The sequence below is a fragment of the Secundilactobacillus odoratitofui DSM 19909 = JCM 15043 genome (assembly GCF_001434895.1).
GTDB classification, from domain to species: Bacteria; Bacillota; Bacilli; order Lactobacillales; family Lactobacillaceae; genus Secundilactobacillus; species Secundilactobacillus odoratitofui.
The window spans coordinates 103,114-123,734 of sequence record NZ_AZEE01000010.1; the positions used below are offsets into that span (position 1 = coordinate 103,114).

The following is a 20,621-nucleotide window of genomic DNA, read 5'->3' on the forward strand; positions in this document are numbered from 1 at the left end:
ACTATCAACCAAAAATGGAAAACATTATTCAACGGTCACACTCTTTGCCAAGTTACGTGGCTTATCGACATCTAAGCCCTTGTGTAAACTGGTGTAATAAGCTAGAAGTTGGGTTGGTACAACGCTCAATAGCGGTGTCATTAATTCATCAACGTCTGGCAAAATAATATCATCACCGTCCTTTGCAAGACTCTCAGTTACAATGGTGATGATCTTTGCGCCACGCGCCATGGTCTCTTGCAAGTTAGAACGAGTCAATCCCGCTGTCTTAGCTTGTGTGATGATACCAATGACTGGGGTTCCATCTTCAATCAACGCAATCGTACCATGCTTTAATTCACCTGACGCAAAGCCTTCAGCTTGTACATAGGAAATTTCTTTGAGTTTCAAGGCTGCTTCAAGTGAAACACTCCAGTCAAGACTACGACCAATGTAAAAGGCATTCGGTGTATTTAAGAAAGCACTCTTTGCGAGAGTTTCGAGTTTCGCTTTTTCATCCACGATGGCTTGAATACCAGTAGCTACTAAGCCTAATTGATGGCGCACATCAAACCGTTGTGCCACGATTTGATTGTCCGATTCACCAAGGGCTTTTGCCAAAATGGCTTCAATTGCAATTTGAGCCGTATAAGCTTTGGTTGATGCAACCGCAATCTCAGGACCAGCGTGGAGTAACAACGTATATGTTGCCTCACGAGATAACGTTGAATTTTGAACATTGGTAATGGTCAAGCTTTCATAATTAGCGGCGTTAACATTGACCAACACCTCACGACTATCAGCCGTTTCACCACTTTGAGACAGAAAAATGAAGAATGGTTTCTTTGATAAAATCGGCTGTTCATAGGCAAACTCCGATGAAATATGAACTTCAGTTGGTGTTTGTGTCAGGCTTTCAAATAAGCGCTTGCCGACTAAACCCGCGTGATAACTTGTCCCGGCACCAACGATGTAGATTCGATCAGCCTGCTTCATGGCATTCAAAAGCTTATCGCTAATGACTGGTTCGCCAGTTTCTGACAAATACACCTGAGCTAGTTTACGCATCACATTTGGCTGTTCATCAATTTCTTTAAGCATGTAGAATGGGTAAGTTCCCTTATCAGTCTCATCGGCATCCATATCCACGTGGAATGTATCCCGTTCCACCGTGTTACCATCACGATCTTCAATTCGAACTTCGTTTGGTTTAATGGTCACAACTTCGCCATCCATCAATTCTAGAAAATCATGCGTCTCTCGTAACATGGCGAGTGCATCGGAGCAAACCACGTTGAAACCATCACCCACACCAACTAACAATGGGCTCTTGTTTTTGGCAACGTAAAGGGTATCGGGGTCTTCACGATCCATTAATAAGAATGCGTATGAAGAACCCTTGAGTAAACTGAGTGCCTTCACAAATGCATCATGGGCGTTCAAGCCTTCTTCAACGGCGAGTTTGTCAACCAACTGAACCACGACTTCTGTGTCAGTTTGACTGGTAAATGGTACGTCGCTTAAGTAATCACTTTTAATTTCTTGGAAGTTATCGATCACACCGTTGTGAACAAGGTAGAACCGGTTGTCTTGTGATACTTGGGGGTGCGCATTGGCGACACTCACAACCCCGTGAGTTGCCCAACGGGTATGCCCGATACCTGTAGACCCGTGAACGTCAGAACCAATCTCGCGACGTAAGTCAGTGATTCGACCCTTTTCTTTGACTAAGTAATCTTGCCCATCCTGGTCATTGACATAGATACCAGCAGAATCGTAGCCACGATATTCAAGTTTTTGTAACCCATCAAGTAAAATCTTTACCGCGTTATCGCTACCCGTAACACCAACAATTCCACACATATGCTTTCATCCTCTGATTTTCATTATTTTTAAAATTGGTATAGACATAATTAGTCTCTTAAATTATTTGAACATGTATACTTTACAGCCTTTACGTCATCATGTCAACATTATCGTTTTGAAGTGGTATAGATATAAAAATACTTAAAAATTCAATTCGGATAAAAAATGGTTTTCAAACTTGATTGTTTGAAAACCATCTCATTAATTTCATAGTCGATTCGACGTTCTAATCAACGCCAACCTCTTTTTTAACAACTTCTACGATTCTGTCAACGTACGCAACAACTGCTTCCTTCGTTGGTGCTTCTGCCATCACACGGAGAAGTGGTTCCGTTCCGCTAGGTCTAACTAGTACTCGACCATCACCGGACATTTCCTTTTCAACAGTATCAATAATGGCTTTGATAGCCGGGTTATCTAAGGCTGCCTTTTTATCGGCTACTTTCACATTGGTTAACTGTTGTGGATAATCCTTCACATCAGCCGCTAATTCAGATAATTTCATACCGGTTTCTTTCATGATGTGGAGTAACTGCAAGCTAGTGAGCATCCCATCACCCGTGGTGTTAAAGTCCAAAAAGACGATATGGCCGGATTGCTCACCGCCAAGGTTGTAGCCGTTCGCAAGCATTTCTTCCACGACGTACCGGTCACCAACCTTAGTCTTCACACTGGTCATGCCGTGAGCCGCCATGGCCTTATACATACCGAGGTTGCTCATCACCGTCGTTACGATCGTGTCCTTTTTAAGGCGACCATGTGCCGACATGTATTTCCCACAAATATACATGATTTTGTCACCGTTGATAACATTACCCAATTCGTCAACAGCGATACAACGGTCGCCGTCACCATCAAAAGCCAAACCGACTTGAGCGCCTTGTTCAACCGTAAATTTTTGTAATTTTTCAGGATGGGTAGAGCCAACCTGATCATTGATATTCAGGCCGTTAGGTGTCGTTGCAATGGTATCAAAATCAGCACCTAAATCAGCGTACAGCCGTGACACTAAATTGCTGGTTGCACCATTAGCAGAATCAACGGCAATGTGCATGCCAGATAAATCATCGGCAATCGTCTGCTCTAAAAATTGGATGTATTTTTGACTACCCTCTTGATAATCTTCCACTGTGCCCAGACCTTGAGCAGCCGGCCGTGGCAAATGATCCTCTTGATCCAATAATTTTTCAATTTCTTCTTCTAGACTGTCAGACAACTTATAGCCATCAGCCCCGAAAAATTTGATTCCGTTGTCCTCCACAGGGTTGTGAGAAGCGGTTAACATCACCCCAGCATCCGCACCTTGCGTCCGGACCAGATAAGCAACGGCTGGTGTAGTGATCACACCCAGCCGCAATACTTCGATACCGACTGACAGTAAACCGGCAACCAGTGCTTCTTCCAACATTTGACCAGAAATTCGCGTATCGTGAGCGACAAGCACTTGTGGTTGTTCACGTTCGGTAGCGTGTTCAGTTAGGACATAGCCACCAGCACGACCTAAGCGAAAGGCCAGTTCGGGCGTCAATTCTTGGTTCGCAATACCACGTACACCATCAGTTCCAAAATACTTCATGTTAAAAATTCCTCATTTCCAAATTATCATTTAGATTTAGTTGTAATTGTGACTTTAACGTTACTTGGATCTGTACCGGTCACATGATTAGCCTGGGCATCCAGACTAATTTGTTTGGTTTTTTTATCCTTCACGTCGCTAACATCAACATCCGCCTCAAAACTTGAGACTGCTTTCAAAGCCGACTCAGTACCAAAGACCCGAATCGAAGAAGTATTACTCTTAAACGTGTAGGTCTGTTTGCTGTTAGCATTCTTTGCCTTAAACTTAATTGGGACCTTCTTGGAGTGTCCCTTGATCGTTACTGGCAGGTTCACTTGAGTCGTGGCCGGTGTCAAAATCACGTTAACTGTCCGACCTTGGCTATCTAACGCCTCAATGACGGCTTGACTGTTGGTGGTCTTTTTGGTGTCAGCCGGTAAATTCAGCTGGGCAACCACCTTTGTAATTCGATCAATTTCGCTTTCAGCGCCAGTTGCTTTTACGTTTGTGACATCACTTGTGGCTGTTCCCGCTTGATAATTATCCGCAATCCGGGACTTATCGTATTGGACTGACACTGGGAAGCTCACGGTCTGCCGTGGTTGAATATTGACCTTAATTGAACCTGGATCAATTTGGTAACTAATGTCACGATTGAGCCCATCTTGTCGCAATTTAACAGTGTGTTTTCCGGCCTTCAAACCCGTTAAATTAGCGAAAACCCGAAAGTTTTGTGTATTAGCGGTTGCGGTAACCAAGGCAGCCGGGCCACTTAAGTGCACTTTCACTTTTTCAGGATAACCCGTAACAAAGTATTTATCTGAGTTGACGTTTAACCGTAATTGAACGGAAACGGTTTTTCGCTCCGTGGCCGTTAGCGTGGTTGAATCACTATTCGTACCACTGGTTTGTTGCATCGTGTCGCTCTTGGTACTATTCACGAATAAGAACAACATCACCGCCAAAAACAATGAGAGCAGTCTGAAAGTCCACCGACTATTAAAGATGTTTTTCATTGCCGGTTACCTCCCTTAAAGTGCTGGTCAATGTAATCAATCAACCAGTTCACAGGGTTGCGTTGTTCTGGCTCCTGATCTTTAATCAACTCATTGGTTAGGAACTTCAGGTAATCATTTTGATCCATATTACGCAACAATTCGTTATTCTTGGTGATGGAAACCTCACCCGTTTCTTCTGAAATCACAATCGTCAACGCATCCGTGACTTCAGAAATACCAACAGCTGCCCGGTGTCTAGTCCCCAACTCCTTGGGAATCAAATTACTCTCTGATAACGGCAAGTACGCAGCGGCAACTGCCACCTTGTTATCGCGAATGATAACAGCGCCATCATGTAACGGCGTATTGGGAATAAAAATATTGATTAGCAATTCGCCGGTAATATTAGCGTTCAGTTCAATTCCGGTTTCAATGTAATCTTCCAGACCAGTATCCATTTGAATTGTCATTAAAGCACCAATTCGACGCTTTGACATGTACTGGATGGCTTTATCTAAAGCCGCAATCATTTGTTTTTCAGCCTCATTGACCTGTCGATTACGAACGAAGACGCTCCCTCGACCTAAGTGTTCAAGGCCACGCCGAATCTCGGGCTGAAAAATAATGATCATGGCGATGACACCCCAATTGATGACTTGGTCCATTAACCATGAGACCGTGACGAAGCCGACGTAAACCGCAATAATCTTAATTAAGACAATTACGATGATACCCCGTAACAACTGAACGGCCTTAGTACCCCGTAGCAACATTATCAATTCATAGAACACAAACCAAACAACGAGAATATCGAGGAGGTTTACGATATTGTGCCACGTCAAAAAACTACTCCAATCAAGGTTCATCTGATAGTTTCCCTCCAAAAATCTTTTCAGGTAACATTATAGCACGTCCACCGGCTTTATTGTGCTTCATCAACAATTCGACACCCATTTTCAACTTTGAAAACATGATGATTAAAAATCAACAAAGGCCCTTAAAAATCATGCTACTTCAGAGTGAATCTGTTACTATTTAGTTAGAACTATTTTTAAGGCGGTGATTTCTTGGCAGGCCACGCACGCTGGCAAATTCGTCTCTTTATTGCACTCTGGCTGCTTTTTTTGTGGCGATTTGTCCAAGCACCATTCACTTTTTTGATTCTTAACACCTTTTTGGGATATCTACCCATTGAGATCAGTTTCCACATTAGCCAACAGCGGCCCAAAAACGGCTTGTTGTTTTGGATTTTTACGTTGGTCTGGTTGGTCTTTTATCCCAACGCGCCTTATTTATTGACGGATCTTTTCCACCTATCGTTGTTAAATGCTTATGGTGTCAACGGTTTGTTGCGACTTGACCTGCACGTTTGGCTATACTTCACCTTCGTCTTGATTAGCGCATTATCCTGCGTGATTCTTGGCTTTTGGAGTCTCAATTACGTGGCAACGGTGATCACCAAACGCTACTTACATGGTAGTCAGTGGCTTCAGGCAATCCTGGTGTTGGTTCTGACGTTCCTATCTTCCGTTGGCATCTACACTGGTCGCTTCCTCAGAATTCATACAGTTTATCTGTTCATTTCACCGGAGTTGATCAGCACTCGATTGCTTCACATGTGGACGCCAACGATGATGGTATTCGTTGGCTTGATGACGCTCATTCAGCTATTTGCATACTGGTTAACTTACCTGGCTTATCACCAACGATTAACCCAGAATCAATAGCTACCTCGGATTGATAGACCTCAATAAGTTAAACCTGTACATGACAAAACAACGCTGTCGCCCCCGATTAAGGAGGTGACGGCGTTGTTTTTATATAACACTTTATGAAAAATTAAATTCAGTGGTTATTCAGCCTCTTCACTTAAAGACATCATCAAAACATTTTCAGAATAATTGATGTATTGACGTAAACGAGATGACATTTGCCAAGTAATGTTACCGGCCTCTAATAAGCTTTGGACGCCAGTTCGTTCTGCCCCTAGTGCAACCACTCGGAGTTTATTTAATTGGGTCGCATAATCGGTCCGAGAAACCCGTTGATTTTCACGAGCCCGCTCAATTCGATTACGATAAAATACAACTAAGTGATACAGTGCCTGTTTGTCGAGCTTTTGCGGATCCACATCATCTCTGGCCAGGTACTTAGACAAGGCTTTGATGGCTGCTTTCGCACTTTCTCGATCAATCAACTGCCATTCAGTATCTTGGTTACCGGTTTTCTTACCGTGACTAAAGGTGGTTAACCGACGCCAGAGCCGGTGAAGGGCGACGTTCCAGTTGTGCAAACTGGCAGAAATCGCACTGGTGCTCTGTCGGGTCACCCGTTGCGTGGTCCGCTCAATTGATTTAATGGCCATTCGGTAGGCTCGCGTTGAAATTTGATGATGCACGTGCAGGCGTTCCAAAGCAGAACGTTCACCAGCCAAGCTAACTTGACGCAGTGTCACTTCATCTTGAACCAATTGACGCATCTCAGAATCATCGCGAATCTGAACTTCTAATCGCCGAATAATAAACTGATAGTCGAGGATCAAGTCGTAGGCGGCGCGCTGGTTATTAATTCGTCGTTGCTCTTCAATGGCATTGATGGCAAGCCGCATAATATAAATTCGAGCTTCGGCTTCACTCAGTCGATGAATCGATTCGAGCTCTTCAGACTCATCCGTCACGACAAAATCATCGTCAGTCGTATCGTTGATGCTTGCTCGCGTCTGTAACGGCTGAGGATTGTCTGGGGCAACCAGCGGTAACGTGACGACCGCGGCCACCAAACTAATAATGATGACACCCGCCGCAATAAATAGGGTCAAAGCGCGTTGTGGGAACGGTTCGCCATTTGCAAGGACCAGTGGAAGTGATAGCACCCCAGCCATCGTTACCGCACCACGGACACCGGACAAACCAGCTAATAGTGCCACTCGAAAACTTGGTCGCTTCGGTTTAGTAACCCCTTGATACAGGTAAATCCAAACGACTCGAATCACCAGTAAAATCAACCAGGCACCAAACGCATAAGCCACAGCCTGAAAAGTGCTGAACTGAGAATCTTTAATAATTTTTCCAGTAGCAACCGGCAGCTCATCACCCAAAATTAAGAACACGACACCGTTAAGTAGGTACACAATGATATTCCAGGTTTTCTCCGTGACTAACTTAAGTTCAGGCAAGTCTTCAATCAGCCGACTCTCTTGTGCGTGTGAAACTGCCCCCGCCGTGACAACCGCAATCACCCCAGAGGCGTGGAACACATCTTCGGCAATGACGTATACGACGAATGGTGTCATGATCTGCAAGACCGTATTGAACACCACATCGTTGATCCCCTGCCGCCTCAAAACGTCACGCATTAACTCAATCAGTGACATCAACACAAACCCGGCGATTAAGCCAACTAAACTAATGTATAGGAAATCACCCACAGCATGGCCGAATGAGAACACACCCGTTACCGTCGCCGCAACCGCATATTTAAATGCAATCAAACCAGACGCGTCGTTGATCAAGCTCTCGCCGCTGACTAAATGTAAAATTCGGTCAGGTAAATTCACTCGTTTAGAAATCGACTGAACCGCCACCGGATCGGTGGGTGATAAAATGGCCGCTAACGCAAAACTAACCGGCAATGATAATTTGGGCACAAGTAGGAAAATTAAATAACCGCCAACCACCGTGGTTAAAAAAACCAGCAAAATGGAGTTAGCAAAAATTGGTCCCCGTAATTGCCAAAGTTCACGTTTAGGGAACCGCCGCCCATCGTTAAACAGCAATGGGGCAATGAACAACAACAAGAACCAATCTGTATCTAACGGAATCTCAATTTCCCAAAATAGCGCCATGACTAAACCAAGCGCAATCTGAATCAAACTAACCGGAATAAAAGTTAGGTAGTGGCTGATAACGTTTGAGACCAGTACTAAAACAACTAACAATATAACTGCTTCAACAATCGGCAACTAGGTAACCCCTCTCATTAAGATCGAACCGGATCCTCCCCAATAATGCGTACTTCTGTTTCAAGGTGAACACCCTCTGACGCAAGTACCACCTCTTGAACGTGGTGAATGACTGCGAGATAATCGGAAGCCGTCGCGTGCGCCACGTTCACAATAAACCCAGCATGCTTCGTTGATACCTGAGCGCCACCAAATTGATAGCCCTGCAAACCGGCATCATGAATTAACTTTCCAGCAAAGTAGCCCGTTGGTCGTTTAAACACGCTACCGCAAGACGGTAATTCAAGTGGTTGTTTAGCCGCTCGACGGGCATTAAAATCGTCCATCTCGGCCTGAATCTGCTGACCATCGCCACCATGGAGACTAAACGTTGCGTTTAAGACAACATCGCGTTCATCTTGAACTTGACTATGGCGATAACTAAAATGTAAGTCACGCTTTGTCATGGTTTTAAGTTCACCAGCTGGTGTTAGCACTTGAACCGACTCTGCAACCATGCTGATCTCACCACCATAGGCGCCAGCGTTCATAAAAATGGCACCACCAACGCTGCCAGGAATACCCGCGGCAAACTCTAACCCGCTCAAACTGGCATGTTGCGCAACTTTAGTGACTTCAATCAACGAGGCCCCGGCATCCGCAACCACTTGGTTTGATTGCACCTTGACTTGCTTCATCTCGGTCAGGATCAAGACTAGGCCGCGAATACCACCATCCTTAACAATTAGATTGCTGGCATTGCCAATAATCGTAATCGGCAAATCAGTCTCATTGGCATAGCGAACTAACGCTTGAATCTCTGAAATTGAATTTGGAAATGCAAGAAAATCAGCCTTTCCACCCGTCTTAGTATTCGTGTAGGTTGAAAGTGATTCATTTTTTAACAGCGTTACCTTGGGAAACGCTGCAACAATGTCTGCCGTCATGGTAAAAGGTTCCTTTCGTATCTTGCTTTTAATGCATGCTATCATTTTAACATGGTTGCCGTGGTTAGTGTAATATTTCCCTCGATGGGGTAAACTAAGCCTAACGAACCAGTTGAAAGGATGACGCACATGAAATTTATCAGTTGGAATGTAAATGGTCTCCGTGCAATCGTTAAAAAGGATTTTTTAACCACTTTTAACACGCTAGACGCCGACTTTTTCTGTATTCAAGAAACTAAGATGCAACCTAATCAGTTAACGCTCGATCTGCCGGGCTACCAGCAGTTTTTTAATTCAGCTGATCGTAAGGGATATTCTGGCACCGCAATTTTTACCAAGCACACCCCCCAAAACGTCACGTACGATATTGGTACCGATGAATTCGATCATGAAGGCCGGGTAATCACACTCGAATACCCTGATTTTTACTTGGTCACCTGCTACACACCCAACTCCGGTACAGGTCTAAAACGACTTGATTTTCGAATGGGCTGGGAGCAGGTCTTCCAAGATTACCTTGATTCATTGAATGCCTCTAAACCCGTTATTTTGTGTGGTGATTTAAACGTCGCCCATGAAGAGATTGATATTCGTAATCCTAAGACCAACCATCACAATGCCGGTTTCACAAATGAAGAACGTGAACAATTCAGCCAGCTCTTGTCACGAGGCTATACGGATACTTTCCGTTACTTTAACCCTGACGCCACTGATCGTTATTCGTGGTGGAGCTACCGGTTTAACGCCCGGGATCGTAATGCCGGCTGGCGCATCGATTACTTTGTTACCAGTAACCGGCTTCAAGACCATCTCGTGGAAGCTGATATTAAGGATCAGATTTTTGGTTCCGACCACTGTCCAATTCTCTTGACAACAAAGGATCTACACGTATAATTTAAGCATTTGAGAGGAAGTGTCTAATTGAATTTTGTTGCAATGGATTTTGAAACCGCCAGCGGCAAACGCTACTCTGCTTGTTCGTTGGCACTGACAATCGTCCGTAACAGTAAAGTTGTTGATGAATTTTACACACTTATCAAACCGGACACTGAATTTTTCTGGCGAAACGTCCAGATTCACGGCATTCACGAAGCAGATGTCGCAGACGCCCCTGATTTTCCAACTGTGTGGCCGCATATCGCTTCACTATTTACCCCTAATCAATTGGTGATTGCCCATAACGCACAATTTGATAATGGTGTCCTTAAACAAACGCTGAATCACTTTGGACTAACTGCGCCAAGCTATCTCACGCTAGACACCGTTAAAACCAGTCGACAATTTTTGCCCTTACTCGCCAACCATAAACTCAATACAGTTTGTGACGCACTTGGTATCTCGCTCGAACACCACCATAATGCGTTAGATGATAGTTTGGCTTGTGCCAACATCTTGCTTTCTGAAACCAACACCTTTGGTCAAGCTGCGATTGAACCCTTTATTCGTCCTGTTCGGTAAACCCGACAAAATTCAGAATGTATTATAAAAGCTCGTCATAGGTTCCTAGGATTGGAATCTACGGCGAGCTTTTTAGTCATATTTTGACAACATTTAACACACCAACTCAAAAAGTAACGGTATCACTATTTCACCGCTAATTGCATCTCAACGGCTGCGACTTCTTGACCAGCTGAATTCTTGACCGTTAGTTCTCGAATAGTAGTGAAACCAATTCTATCATACAGCTGTTTTGCAAATTGATTGACGTTTTGAACAGTTAACGTAATGACAGTATATACACTACTTTCTGCCGCCCAATCAAGTGCACTGTACATTAATTCAGTACCGATACCCTGATGCCAGTGCGTTTTTAACACCGCCACACCAACTTCACCAATCGACGCATCATGCGTTGGCAAAATGGTTGCAAGGCCCACAATTTGATCATCAATTGTGGCAACCAGTAAGACCTGAATCTGTGATTGACTAATCTGATTGATCTGCTGCGCCTGCGTGGCTTCATCAACCGTTGGCCCTGTCACTTCAAACGTAGTCGATTCGGTTTTAAGCGTCGCCAACAGTGCCAGTAACACTGCTGCATCCGCGGCATTAGCTTTTCTCACGACCAATTCAGATTTATCGTTCATTCCAGCTCACTCCTAATTGTGAGACAACTTGATCAAAGCGTGCGCCATGCGGTTCAAAGGTCAACTGTCTGAGATTTTCCCCCTGATCGTCTAGGCGTTTGAACGCTACTCTCAAATATTGATCTGGCAATTCATCCGCGACGAAAGTTGACCACTCTACGACACTAACACCATCACCGTTGAAGTACTCATCAAGTCCTAACTCATCTCCAGAGCCATCCTCCAGTCGATAGACATCCATGTGATAAAGTGGCAATCGGCCATCTTGATACTCTCTGATAATGGTAAAAGTTGGACTCTTGACGTTACGTTTGATACCAAGGCCAACTGCAAGTCCTTTGGTAAAGGTTGTTTTGCCGGCTCCCAGATCACCATCGAGTAAAATAACATCTTGCGCAGCTAGCAATGGTGCCAACAATTGTCCAAGTAACATCGTTTCTTCTGGTGTTGAAACAGTTAGTTCCACAGTATCTAACTCCTTAATTCAAAAGGAGCTGCGGCAGCAATGCTACCGACAGCTCCCAGTTTTTAATCGCCTATTCTGCTTGAGCAGCAGTAATGATGGCAACTTTATAAACGTCTTCTTCGTTTGCACCACGTGATAAATCAGAAACAGGTGCGTTTAAGCCTTGCAACAGTGGTCCAATGGCTTCATAGCCACCTAACCGTTGTGCAATCTTGTAGCCAATGTTGCCGGCTTCTAGTTCAGGGAAAATGAACACGTTGGCATGGCCAGCAACGGGTGAACCTGGGGCCTTCAAAGCTGCAACTTCTGGCACGACTGCGGCATCAAATTGTAATTCGCCGTCGATAGCCACATCTGGTGCTTGTTCTTGTGCTAACTTAGTTGCTTCTTGAACCTTGGTAACTTGATCAGCCTTAGCTGAACCCTTTGTTGAAAAGCTGAGAAGTGCAACCTTTGGATCAATATCATACTTCTTGGCAGTGTGTGCACTTTCCACTGCAACTTCAGCCATACCCTCAGCATCGAGATCAATGTTAATGGCGGAATCAGCAAAGAATAATCGTTCATCACCCTTTAACAAGATGAAGTAACCACTAATCCGCTTCACACCTGGCTTAGTCTTAATGATTTGAAGCGCTGGCCGAATGGTGTCACCAGTTGGGTGAGCTGCGCCAGAAACCATAGCGTCAGCTTCACCGAGGTAGACCATCATAGTGCCCCAATAGTTTGGATCTTCCAACATCTTAGCAGCTTGTTCAGGGGTGTTTTTGCCCTTACGACGAGCAACCAAGGCATCTAGCATTTTTTGCTTTTCATCAGCAGAAGCGTTGTTAGGATCAACAATCTTCACACCGGTTAAATCGAAACCTTTGTCACTAGCAGCTGCCTGGATGGCATCCGCATTACCCAACAAAACGGGTTGAAGTAATTTATCTGCGGCGAGTCGGCTGGCAGCGCCAATGATACGGATGTCTTCACCTTCTGGTAAGACCACCGTTTTATTTAAACCACTAATCTTTTGCTTTAAACTATCAAAAAGTTCCACAATCTAGACCTCCAGATGTTTGAAATTCCGACTAGTCAATTCTCTCATTACACTTCTATTTTGGCTGTGTTTCAGCAACTTCAGCATGCTGTGGTAACTGCCAATCAATCGGTGCTTCTCCTAATGAGGTAAGTGCGATGTTGGTTTTTGAAAAGGGCTTGGAACCGAAAAATCCACGGTGAGCAGATAGCGGGCTCGGATGAGCTGACTGAATCACGATGTTTGCCTTCGTATCAATCAACTTAATCTTACTTTGAGCAGCGCGTCCCCACAAAATAAAAACGACGGGGGTTGGCCGCAATGATAGCTGATGAATTGCAGCATCAGTTAACTGTTCCCAACCCTTACCTTTGTGAGAAAATGCCTGACCATTTCGAACGGTTAATACCGAATTCAGTAGCAAAACGCCCTGCTTAGCCCACTTCTCAAGGTAACCGTGATTGACCGGGGCAATCCCCAAATCCGACTGTAGCTCCTTATAGATGTTTTGCAAGCTAGGTGGAATCCTCACCCCAGGCAAGACCGAAAAACTAAGACCATGTGCCTGATTAGGTTCGTGATAGGGATCCTGCCCCAAAATCACAACTTTAACTTGTGAAAATGGTGTCCACTCAAACGCTTCAAAAATGTGAAACATGTCTGGGTGAATCTGCTGTGTCTGGTACTCTTGAATCAAGAAAGCGTGTAAATTTCGGTAATACGCCTTTTCAAATTCAGGTTCCAAAACAGGCCACCAATCATTATGAATAAACGGTTTCATTCCCAACACCTCAAGCTTCATTCTATCATAGATTTTCACAAATTATTAGCCAAATTGATTGAAAATTAAAATTCGAGTATAAGTGAGGTTTCAAATACTTCGTCACAATCTCCTTTGCGTTTCATGGTAAAATATAAATTGATTAGGCAATCTTAAAAGCAGGTTTGATTATTTATTGAAGGGAGGGCTTCCATGCGCACACTTTACATTCGTCAAGAGAGTTTAGCAGCAAAGGGGGCCAGCGTCGTTCGAGATGCCGATAAACGTTCCGTTTATTTACTCATTGGTAAATGGGGACGCCATTCTGATGCCCTCTCCCTTTATCAGATCAGTGGTGATTTACTAGCTGAACTTCGCCAAACGTCACTCGGTCTACTCCCACGATTCGATATTTATGATCATGGTGAAAAAGTTGGCGCAATTTCAAAACGCTTCGGCTTTATGCACGAGATGATTTACATCAGCAGCTTACATTGGCTCATTGTTGGTAATTTTTTAAGCGGTCATTATAAAATCTACCATGGGACCACTACAATCATGACCTCTGATGGAGACGGTGATCTACGCCAGATGACCATTGCGAGCCAGCACTTAGAACCAATCTGTATTTGCATCGCGGCTACTCTGGACCACTGGGCCAATCGTCGTTCACACCTTAAGCTCCCTAGCAAAGCTTGGCACACATCATTTAACGTACCGATGGATCTGCGTGGTAATCGTGCTTGGCATTACGCTAGTCGTCCTCAAAATAAACAGTCCTAACAAAAAGTCACCATCTTCGGCCACAATTGTGGTTGCAGATGGTGACTTTTTAGATGCTTAATAGTGTTTCAACACCCTAGCAATCTGCCGATCTTGATCACGGCGTTTGATTGATTCGCGTTTGTCGTACTCGTGTTTACCTTTTGCAACACCCAACAAGACTTTTGCAAATCCGTTTTTAATATAAATTCTCAGTGGCACAATGGTGATCCCTTTATCTTGCGTTTCACCCTGCAGCTTCGAGATTTCTTTTTTGTGAAGTAACAACTTGCGATTGCGAAGCGGATCATGATTGAACCGGTTTCCCTGATCATACTCACTGATGTGAATATTCATCAACCAAGCTTCACCATTTCGAATTTGTGCAAATCCGTCCGTTAAGTTAACGCGACGAGCCCGAATCGATTTGATTTCCGTCCCAGTTAAGGCAAGTCCGGCTTCATACGTATTGAGGATCGCGTAATCATGTCGCGCCTTTTTATTTTGCGCCATGACATTCTTGTCAGTCGGCGTTTTTTTCTTAGCCAACAATCCTCACCTCACTTTACAAATTAACGATTTTGAGTCCGATTCTGTCGATTGTTAGATTGGCTCTGGCTTCGACGTCCGCCACCATTTTGATTGCTATTACGATTGCGGTTTCGATTATTATTGCCATTTCGATTACCATTATGGTTACCGTTTTGAGAACGCCGGTGATCGTTTGGCCGACCATTTCGGTTACCGCCACGATTGCCATAGTTGCTATGATGTTCACGTTTAGGTAACAAATCAGACACTGGTGCTGTCTTGGGGTCAACCAAGTCAAAATCAATTTGGCTTTGTTCTTTGTCAACATTCACCACTTTGACTTTGACAGCTTGACCAATCCGATAAGTCCGGTGCGTTTTACGACCCACAAGTGCCAGATATTTCTCAACGTACTCATAGTAATCGTCTTGCATGCGGCTAATGTGGATCAGACCTTCGACGGTGTTAGGTAGTTCGATGAACATCCCAAATTTCATCACAGAACTGACAGTGGCTTCGAATTCTTCACCGAGGTGGTCTGCCATGTATTCTGCCTTCTTCATTGAATCAGTATCCCGTTCAGCATCAATTGCGCGCCGTTCCATCTCAGAAGAATGGACACCAATTTCTTCAAGTAAGTCAGCGTAACGTGCCTTACTTTCGGCGTTAATGCCGTGATCTTCATAATAGTGGATCAACCGATGGACCATGGTATCTGGATAACGTCTGATTGGCGACGTGAAATGAGTGTAGTATTCAGCGCCTAAGCCAAAGTGACCGAGAGATTGATCAGTGTACTTCGCTTGTTTAAGGCTCCGCAACATCATCACTGAAACAACCGCTTCTTCTGGCTTACCAGCTACTGACTTTAACACGTTTTGTAACATCTTTGGTCGTAAATGATCTGGGTCACCCTTGACATTGATACCAAACGCCGTCAAAAACTCGAAGAAGTTCTTAACGCGTTCACCATCTGGCGTTTCGTGGACACGGTAAATAAAGGGTGCCTTGGCTTTGTTATAGTGTTCAGCAACCGTTTCGTTAGCAGCTAACATGAACGATTCAATCATCCGTTCAGCTAAACCACGAACCCGCAGTTGAATATCAATAGCATGGCCACTCTCGTCAACAATGATTTCAGCTTCATGATCATCAAAATCAATGGCCCCACGACGCTTACGGTGTTTGTACAAGATTTTGTGCAAATCAGCCATATTTTCAAACATTGGGACAAGGCGATCATACTCATTGCGAGTGGCTTCGTCGTGAGCTTCCAAGATCTTGTTGACGTTAGTATACGTCATCCGTGCAGTCGATTTCATCACACTTGGATGGATCCGGTGTTTGACGACGTTACCTTCCTGGTCAATTTCCATTTCACAACTCATACATAACCGCAAAACGCCTTCATTTAATGAACAAATACCGTTCGATAAGCGACGCGGCAACATTGGAATAACTCGGTCGGTCAAGTAAACACTAGTTCCACGCTTGTAGGCTTCTTGGTCCAGCAGTGAGCCTTCTTTGACGTAGTGTGAGACATCGGCAATATGAACCCCTAAGTGGTAATTACCATTGTCAAGTTTCCAAACGGTCACAGCATCATCCAAGTCTTTTGATGATTCGCCATCGATAGTAACCAAATCCTGGTCAGTGATATCTTCACGACCAGCCATTTCAGCTTCAGTGACGTGGTCTGGGATGGCATCGGCTTCTTGCAGCACATCTTCCGGAAATTCGGAAGGAATATCGTGCGCGTAGACAATTTGTAAAATATCGATACCTGGATCATCGACGCTACCAATCACTTGCTTGGCAATTCCAACCATTGCGAGTGGATGATCGGCGTTTGGATACTCAGTAATCTCAGCGGTAACCACTTCACCTGGTGTTGGTTTCAAACCAGTATCAACCACGTAAAATTTATAACGAGATAACTTTTTATCGGTTAAGCGGACTTGACCGTAGTACCCCATGTCATCTTCCGTCTGTAAGAAACCTCCAACGACGTGCGTGTAGTGGTGTTCAGTAATGGCCGTGACTTTGCCTTCTGGTCCTTTGTCTGAACGTGGATCAGCTGGCCGAACGATTTCCATCGACACTTCATCGCCGTTTAAAGCCATCATCGTATTATCGGGTGCAATGTACGCGTCTGGTAACTCATCGTCATACGCAACAAAACCAAAGCCCTTGTCGTTAGCATGAAAAATGCCAGTCAACACACGCGCTTTTTCGTCTAATTGAAACTCACCATCACCAGTGACGGTGACGATTTTTTCCCGTTCTAAACGTGCGAATTCCTGCACGATCAGTTTGAAAGCAGCTGAGCCATGATAGCCCAGCGCATCTGAAACGTCTTCTACCCGAAACCGCTTCGTAGGATTGGCTCTTAGCAAATCCTCAATCTGTTGCTTTAATTTGTTATCTTCCAAAGTTAATTCCTCGTTATATAGTTTATTATGATTCGTAAATAGCTGTTAAATATGTCATCAAGTCTTGCTCTAGTTGATGATGTGCTGAATTAACGGTGATGACGTGGCCAGCATCTTCATAGTAGTGAAAGCTGACTTGACTATTGATTAACTGATCCCGAAGATCATAGGCTTTAGTCGCTTCAATCAATTCATCTTGACCACCCTGACCCACAAATGTCGGTTGGTGAATCTGATCTAGCCCGGCAGCAACTTCACCCGCAAATTGATTAATTTGGAGAAGTTGATCAGGAACGCGTTCTTGCAAATACTGCAAACGTTGTGCAATTTCTTGTTCACTCAAATCTGAATAGCGATAGGTTGCTTTGGCTAATTTGATGAACTCTGGAATCAGGTGATTCTTTCTTGCCATCACAACTGGTGAACTAAACGAGCCACCCCCAATCAACGTGGGGTCTGATTCTAAAGCCTTCATCGCAAAAATGCCGCCAAGTGACAGACCAAAGATACTGATCTGTTGATACCCTTTTTCCCGCAGAAAATGAATGGCATTTTGCGTGTCTTGCCACCAAGCCTTAGGTGAACCGGCCGTCAAAATATCTGCCGGTTCACCTGTTGCATGGCCTGCGAACATTGGTGCTAACACAGTGTAGCCCTGCTTTTGTAAGAAGCGACCAAGCATTCTAACATCATTGGCACTGCTTGCGTATGCATGTAACAAAATAATTGCCCGTTCTCCTGCCTCAAAGAAAAAAGGTTTAGGCATTTGAATCATCGTTCGTTCACCTCCAGACCTTAAATAGCACTTAAATGCGAAAAATCCCCCTGTGGACATCACAGGAGGATCTCATTGCTAGTGTGAAGATAGGTAAGTTAATGCTAACGCCAACACAAAGAAAATGACTCCCAAAATCACGGTAACCTTCTGCATAAATGCCTCAAAGCCACGAGCTTTTTGTTGTGAGAACAAATCCGTTGAACCGCCACCTAAAGCTGACATAGCGTCATCTTGCTTGGCTGGTTGCATTAACACTGCGATAATGATTAGTACGCTATCAATCATCAGTCCTGCTAATAGTAAATTGTACAAGAAATTGCCTCCTATTGTTTCGCTGTCTCTGACAATACCTCTATACAATTTATCATAAAATCATTAAGAATACTAGTCCTAGCTATACGAACTCATGGCAAGTTTAGAATCAATCTGCGCCGTCTAATTCACTCATTTTCTGACGAATTTTGCTCAGTTGGTCATTGGGAACGTTTAGTAAGAGCGTATCGCCAAGCTTAATAATTGTATCGCCATTCGGGACGAGTACGCGTTCCCCGCGTTTGATTTCAGTCAGTAGTGTTCCAATCGGCCAATTAACTTCTCGAACCTGCTTACCTTCAATCAATGCACCCTCAAAAACTGGGAATTCTAATTGCGTAACTGGTGCTACTTGACCTGTACGTGACTGTCGGAGCTGTTTGTCGAGCATCGCCGCATACACCGGTGCACCACCAAGTACGTCAACTGTCAGATACGCAATGAGCGAAACTAATGCGAGTGGCATTAAATGCTGCAACGTCCCCACCATCTCGGTAATCAGTAAAATCGCAGTAAAGGGCGCTTTGCTGATACCAGCAAAGTAACCAGCCATCGCTGCAATCACAAAAATTGGGACTTCAGCAGCTGCTAATAAGTGCGCTGCTACCAAAATTTGACCAAATAACGCGCCAATCACGGCACCCAAAGTTAAAATTGGCAAAAAGATACCGCCGGGCAGGCCGGTCCCGTAGGCCATCATGGAATAAACAAATCGTAAAATCAGTACAATTAAGAGGACCAACACAGCAGGTGCACGTCCGCCAATGGATACAATCAGACTATTACCACCACCAAGAATTTGTGGCATCCACAACCCAATTGGGATTAATAAAATAAATGCAATTAAACTATTATAGGCATCAGGCAGCCACTTTAGTCGGTGGTACCAATCACCAACGCGTAACACTACTAGTTGATAAACTCTACCTAACAGTCCCAATATCAAGCCTAAAAGGAGTAGCCAGCCATACTGTGGCAATGGTAACGCGTGGACGTAAGTAATATGTAAAACCGGTGTTAAACCAAAGAAAACGGTGGAAACTAAGTCGGCAGCAATCGCACTTGCTAATGCCGTTATCCAGACCATGGTTGAGAAATTATGATAAACCTCTTCCAGTATAAATAATGAACTTGCAATTGGCGCGTTAAAGGCAGCTGAAAGTCCTGCCGACGCACCACTGGCAATCAGCACACGCCGATCATTACCAGTGATTTTTTGAGTAGCAGCAAATCCCTGTCCAACGGTCGCACCAAGTTGAATGGATGGTCCTTCACGACCCAAAAACAACCCACTCCCAATGGCCAATACACCACCAACAAACTTACGCCAAAGTACCGGCCACCAATGATAATCCAACTCCCCCATCAATTGACCTTCAACTTGAGGAATACCGGAACCTTTAATATCAGGTACCTGCTTCAGCCAACGCCCAGTGATCAAAGCCAATATCACACTCAATACGAGCCACACTACGAGTAAACTAGGATGCTGGTGTGATTGGCCAAAGAACCACTGAACAAACAGTAACCCACGGCTAATGAGCAGGCGAAAACAACTCACCACTACACCTGCCATGAGACCGACTAAAACGCCTTGGCCAACAGCGTAAATTCGTGATAAATCCCATTTCTTAGTTTCTGTCTGCTTCATCTCGATACTCCTTACCTAAAAATGTTTACTCTATAGTTTACCACATCAAAAACCGACCGCTGTCTGAACGGTCGGTAATCAAGGTCAATTCATTCGCCATTAATGTACTTGACGCTTTGAATGCTGTAAATGCCGATGTTTATGAGTGACTTTTTGCTGTTTATGACGGTGCTTTTGATTCTTTTTGACGACTCGTTTTTTAGCGACGTTCCGTTTTGAATGATGTGGCTGTTTGACCTTGCTGTGAATCATGCGTTTCTTTTGTTTTAAATAGTGTTTCTTATTTTGTTTTTGAGGTGTTTTACTTTCTTGTTCATGAAGGATAACCACCCAATGGTGATGAACGTGCCTTACAATAATTCTAATATGCTGTGTAACCGGTTTCGGCGAAATCTGGGTTTGATTGGGCTTGACTAAATAATCAGGCAGTTTTTCTGGTTGGGTAAATTTTGTGACCTTTGGTTGTTCAGTTGTTGGTTTTGCTTCTGGTTTTGCTTCTGGTTTTGCTTCTGGTTTTGCTTCTGGTTTTG

20 protein-coding genes are annotated in these 20,621 nt (G+C 44.2%); 4 read left to right on the plus strand and 16 right to left on the minus strand.

Annotated elements, in window-relative coordinates; translation table 11 throughout:
* Nucleotides 1-24: 24 nt before the first annotated feature.
* The 4 genes from glmS to cdaA form a co-directional block, all read right to left on the minus strand.
* On the minus strand, nt 25-1,842 hold the full coding sequence (gene glmS / locus FD04_RS01760) for a glutamine--fructose-6-phosphate transaminase (isomerizing) (RefSeq protein WP_056946526.1): 1,818 nt from the start codon (nt 1,840-1,842) through the stop codon (nt 25-27).
* Between the two features lie 229 nt (nt 1,843-2,071).
* Complete coding sequence (gene glmM / locus FD04_RS01765) at nt 2,072-3,421, minus strand: phosphoglucosamine mutase (protein ID WP_054701885.1); 1,350 nt, start codon at nt 3,419-3,421, stop codon at nt 2,072-2,074.
* Between the two features lie 26 nt (nt 3,422-3,447).
* Complete coding sequence (locus FD04_RS01770; protein ID WP_054701888.1) at nt 3,448-4,419, minus strand: CdaR family protein; 972 nt, start codon at nt 4,417-4,419, stop codon at nt 3,448-3,450.
* Entirely contained in the window at nt 4,416-5,267 is an 852-nt protein-coding gene (cdaA, locus tag FD04_RS01775) for a diadenylate cyclase CdaA (protein ID WP_054701891.1), read from the minus strand. Before cdaA ends, FD04_RS01770 begins: the two co-directional genes overlap by 4 nt.
* A gap of 201 nt (nt 5,268-5,468) precedes the next feature.
* Between cdaA and FD04_RS01780 the strand changes: the two genes are divergently transcribed.
* A complete protein-coding gene (locus FD04_RS01780) occupies nt 5,469-6,128 on the plus strand; it encodes a DUF1361 domain-containing protein (protein ID WP_056946528.1) in 660 nt (219 codons plus the stop codon).
* 125 nt (nt 6,129-6,253) lie between these two features.
* Here FD04_RS01780 and FD04_RS01785 read toward each other — a convergent pair whose 3' ends face one another.
* The gene (locus tag FD04_RS01785) at nt 6,254-8,362 is read right to left on the minus strand and encodes a cation:proton antiporter (RefSeq protein ID WP_054701894.1); all 2,109 of its coding nucleotides are present in this window, start codon (nt 8,360-8,362) and stop codon (nt 6,254-6,256) included.
* 17 nt (nt 8,363-8,379) lie between these two features.
* Entirely contained in the window at nt 8,380-9,288 is a 909-nt protein-coding gene (gene murB, locus FD04_RS01790) for a UDP-N-acetylmuramate dehydrogenase (RefSeq protein ID WP_056946530.1), read from the minus strand.
* 129 nt (nt 9,289-9,417) lie between these two features.
* Between murB and FD04_RS01795 the strand changes: the two genes are divergently transcribed.
* Nucleotides 9,418-10,182 (plus strand): exodeoxyribonuclease III, encoded by a 765-nt coding sequence (locus tag FD04_RS01795; protein ID WP_056946532.1) that lies wholly within the window; start codon nt 9,418-9,420, stop codon nt 10,180-10,182.
* Nucleotides 10,183-10,209: 27 nt separating this feature from the next.
* Nucleotides 10,210-10,746, plus strand: coding sequence for a 3'-5' exonuclease (locus FD04_RS01800; RefSeq protein WP_054701897.1), 537 nt, complete (start codon nt 10,210-10,212; stop codon nt 10,744-10,746).
* Between the two features lie 125 nt (nt 10,747-10,871).
* On the opposite strand, the gene FD04_RS01805 is transcribed toward FD04_RS01800, so the two are convergent.
* The 4 genes from FD04_RS01805 to FD04_RS01820 form a co-directional block, all read right to left on the minus strand.
* A complete protein-coding gene (locus FD04_RS01805) occupies nt 10,872-11,375 on the minus strand; it encodes a GNAT family N-acetyltransferase (protein WP_054701900.1) in 504 nt (167 codons plus the stop codon).
* A complete protein-coding gene (tsaE, locus tag FD04_RS01810; RefSeq protein WP_268873317.1) occupies nt 11,365-11,841 on the minus strand; it encodes a tRNA (adenosine(37)-N6)-threonylcarbamoyltransferase complex ATPase subunit type 1 TsaE in 477 nt (158 codons plus the stop codon). Before tsaE ends, FD04_RS01805 begins: the two co-directional genes overlap by 11 nt.
* 70 nt (nt 11,842-11,911) lie before the next feature.
* A complete protein-coding gene (gene pta, locus FD04_RS01815) occupies nt 11,912-12,886 on the minus strand; it encodes a phosphate acetyltransferase (protein WP_056946534.1) in 975 nt (324 codons plus the stop codon).
* A gap of 55 nt (nt 12,887-12,941) precedes the next feature.
* Nucleotides 12,942-13,646, minus strand: coding sequence for a uracil-DNA glycosylase (locus FD04_RS01820; protein WP_054701903.1), 705 nt, complete (start codon nt 13,644-13,646; stop codon nt 12,942-12,944).
* Between the two features lie 192 nt (nt 13,647-13,838).
* Between FD04_RS01820 and FD04_RS01825 the strand changes: the two genes are divergently transcribed.
* The gene (locus FD04_RS01825; protein ID WP_056946536.1) at nt 13,839-14,408 is read left to right on the plus strand and encodes an LURP-one-related/scramblase family protein; all 570 of its coding nucleotides are present in this window, start codon (nt 13,839-13,841) and stop codon (nt 14,406-14,408) included.
* 57 nt (nt 14,409-14,465) lie between these two features.
* On the opposite strand, the gene smpB is transcribed toward FD04_RS01825, so the two are convergent.
* The 6 genes from smpB to FD04_RS12560 all read right to left on the minus strand — a co-directional run.
* The gene (smpB, locus tag FD04_RS01830) at nt 14,466-14,936 is read right to left on the minus strand and encodes an SsrA-binding protein SmpB (protein WP_056946548.1); all 471 of its coding nucleotides are present in this window, start codon (nt 14,934-14,936) and stop codon (nt 14,466-14,468) included.
* Between the two features lie 23 nt (nt 14,937-14,959).
* A complete protein-coding gene (gene rnr, locus FD04_RS01835) occupies nt 14,960-17,350 on the minus strand; it encodes a ribonuclease R (protein WP_056946538.1) in 2,391 nt (796 codons plus the stop codon).
* Nucleotides 17,351-17,375: 25 nt separating this feature from the next.
* The gene (locus FD04_RS01840) at nt 17,376-18,125 is read right to left on the minus strand and encodes an alpha/beta hydrolase (protein ID WP_056946540.1); all 750 of its coding nucleotides are present in this window, start codon (nt 18,123-18,125) and stop codon (nt 17,376-17,378) included.
* Between the two features lie 78 nt (nt 18,126-18,203).
* A complete protein-coding gene (secG, locus tag FD04_RS01845; protein WP_054701915.1) occupies nt 18,204-18,440 on the minus strand; it encodes a preprotein translocase subunit SecG in 237 nt (78 codons plus the stop codon).
* A gap of 109 nt (nt 18,441-18,549) precedes the next feature.
* On the minus strand, nt 18,550-20,091 hold the full coding sequence (locus tag FD04_RS01850) for a ClC family H(+)/Cl(-) exchange transporter (RefSeq protein ID WP_056946542.1): 1,542 nt from the start codon (nt 20,089-20,091) through the stop codon (nt 18,550-18,552).
* Nucleotides 20,092-20,190: 99 nt separating this feature from the next.
* Nucleotides 20,191-20,621, minus strand: a 431-nt coding sequence (locus tag FD04_RS12560) for a hypothetical protein (protein ID WP_191981744.1), incomplete at its 5' end; no start/stop codon positions are given.

Excerpts from the sequence above, each read along its gene's own strand:
- FD04_RS01820 (WP_054701903.1), bottom strand. The coding sequence starts at position 13,646 with ATGAAACCGTTTATTCATAATGATTGGTGGCCTGTTTTGGAACCTGAA.
- cdaA (WP_054701891.1), bottom strand. The coding sequence starts at position 5,267 with ATGAACCTTGATTGGAGTAGTTTTTTGACGTGGCACAATATCGTAAAC.
- FD04_RS01850 (WP_056946542.1), bottom strand. The coding sequence starts at position 20,091 with ATGAAGCAGACAGAAACTAAGAAATGGGATTTATCACGAATTTACGCT.
- FD04_RS01805 (WP_054701900.1), bottom strand. The coding sequence starts at position 11,375 with ATGAACGATAAATCTGAATTGGTCGTGAGAAAAGCTAATGCCGCGGAT.
- murB (WP_056946530.1), bottom strand. The coding sequence starts at position 9,288 with ATGACGGCAGACATTGTTGCAGCGTTTCCCAAGGTAACGCTGTTAAAA.
- glmM (WP_054701885.1), bottom strand. The coding sequence starts at position 3,421 with ATGAAGTATTTTGGAACTGATGGTGTACGTGGTATTGCGAACCAAGAA.
- FD04_RS01825 (WP_056946536.1), top strand. The coding sequence starts at position 13,839 with ATGCGCACACTTTACATTCGTCAAGAGAGTTTAGCAGCAAAGGGGGCC.
- FD04_RS01770 (WP_054701888.1), bottom strand. The coding sequence starts at position 4,419 with ATGAAAAACATCTTTAATAGTCGGTGGACTTTCAGACTGCTCTCATTG.
- glmS (WP_056946526.1), bottom strand. The coding sequence starts at position 1,842 with ATGTGTGGAATTGTTGGTGTTACGGGTAGCGATAACGCGGTAAAGATT.
- FD04_RS01840 (WP_056946540.1), bottom strand. The coding sequence starts at position 18,125 with ATGATTCAAATGCCTAAACCTTTTTTCTTTGAGGCAGGAGAACGGGCA.
- FD04_RS01795 (WP_056946532.1), top strand. The coding sequence starts at position 9,418 with ATGAAATTTATCAGTTGGAATGTAAATGGTCTCCGTGCAATCGTTAAA.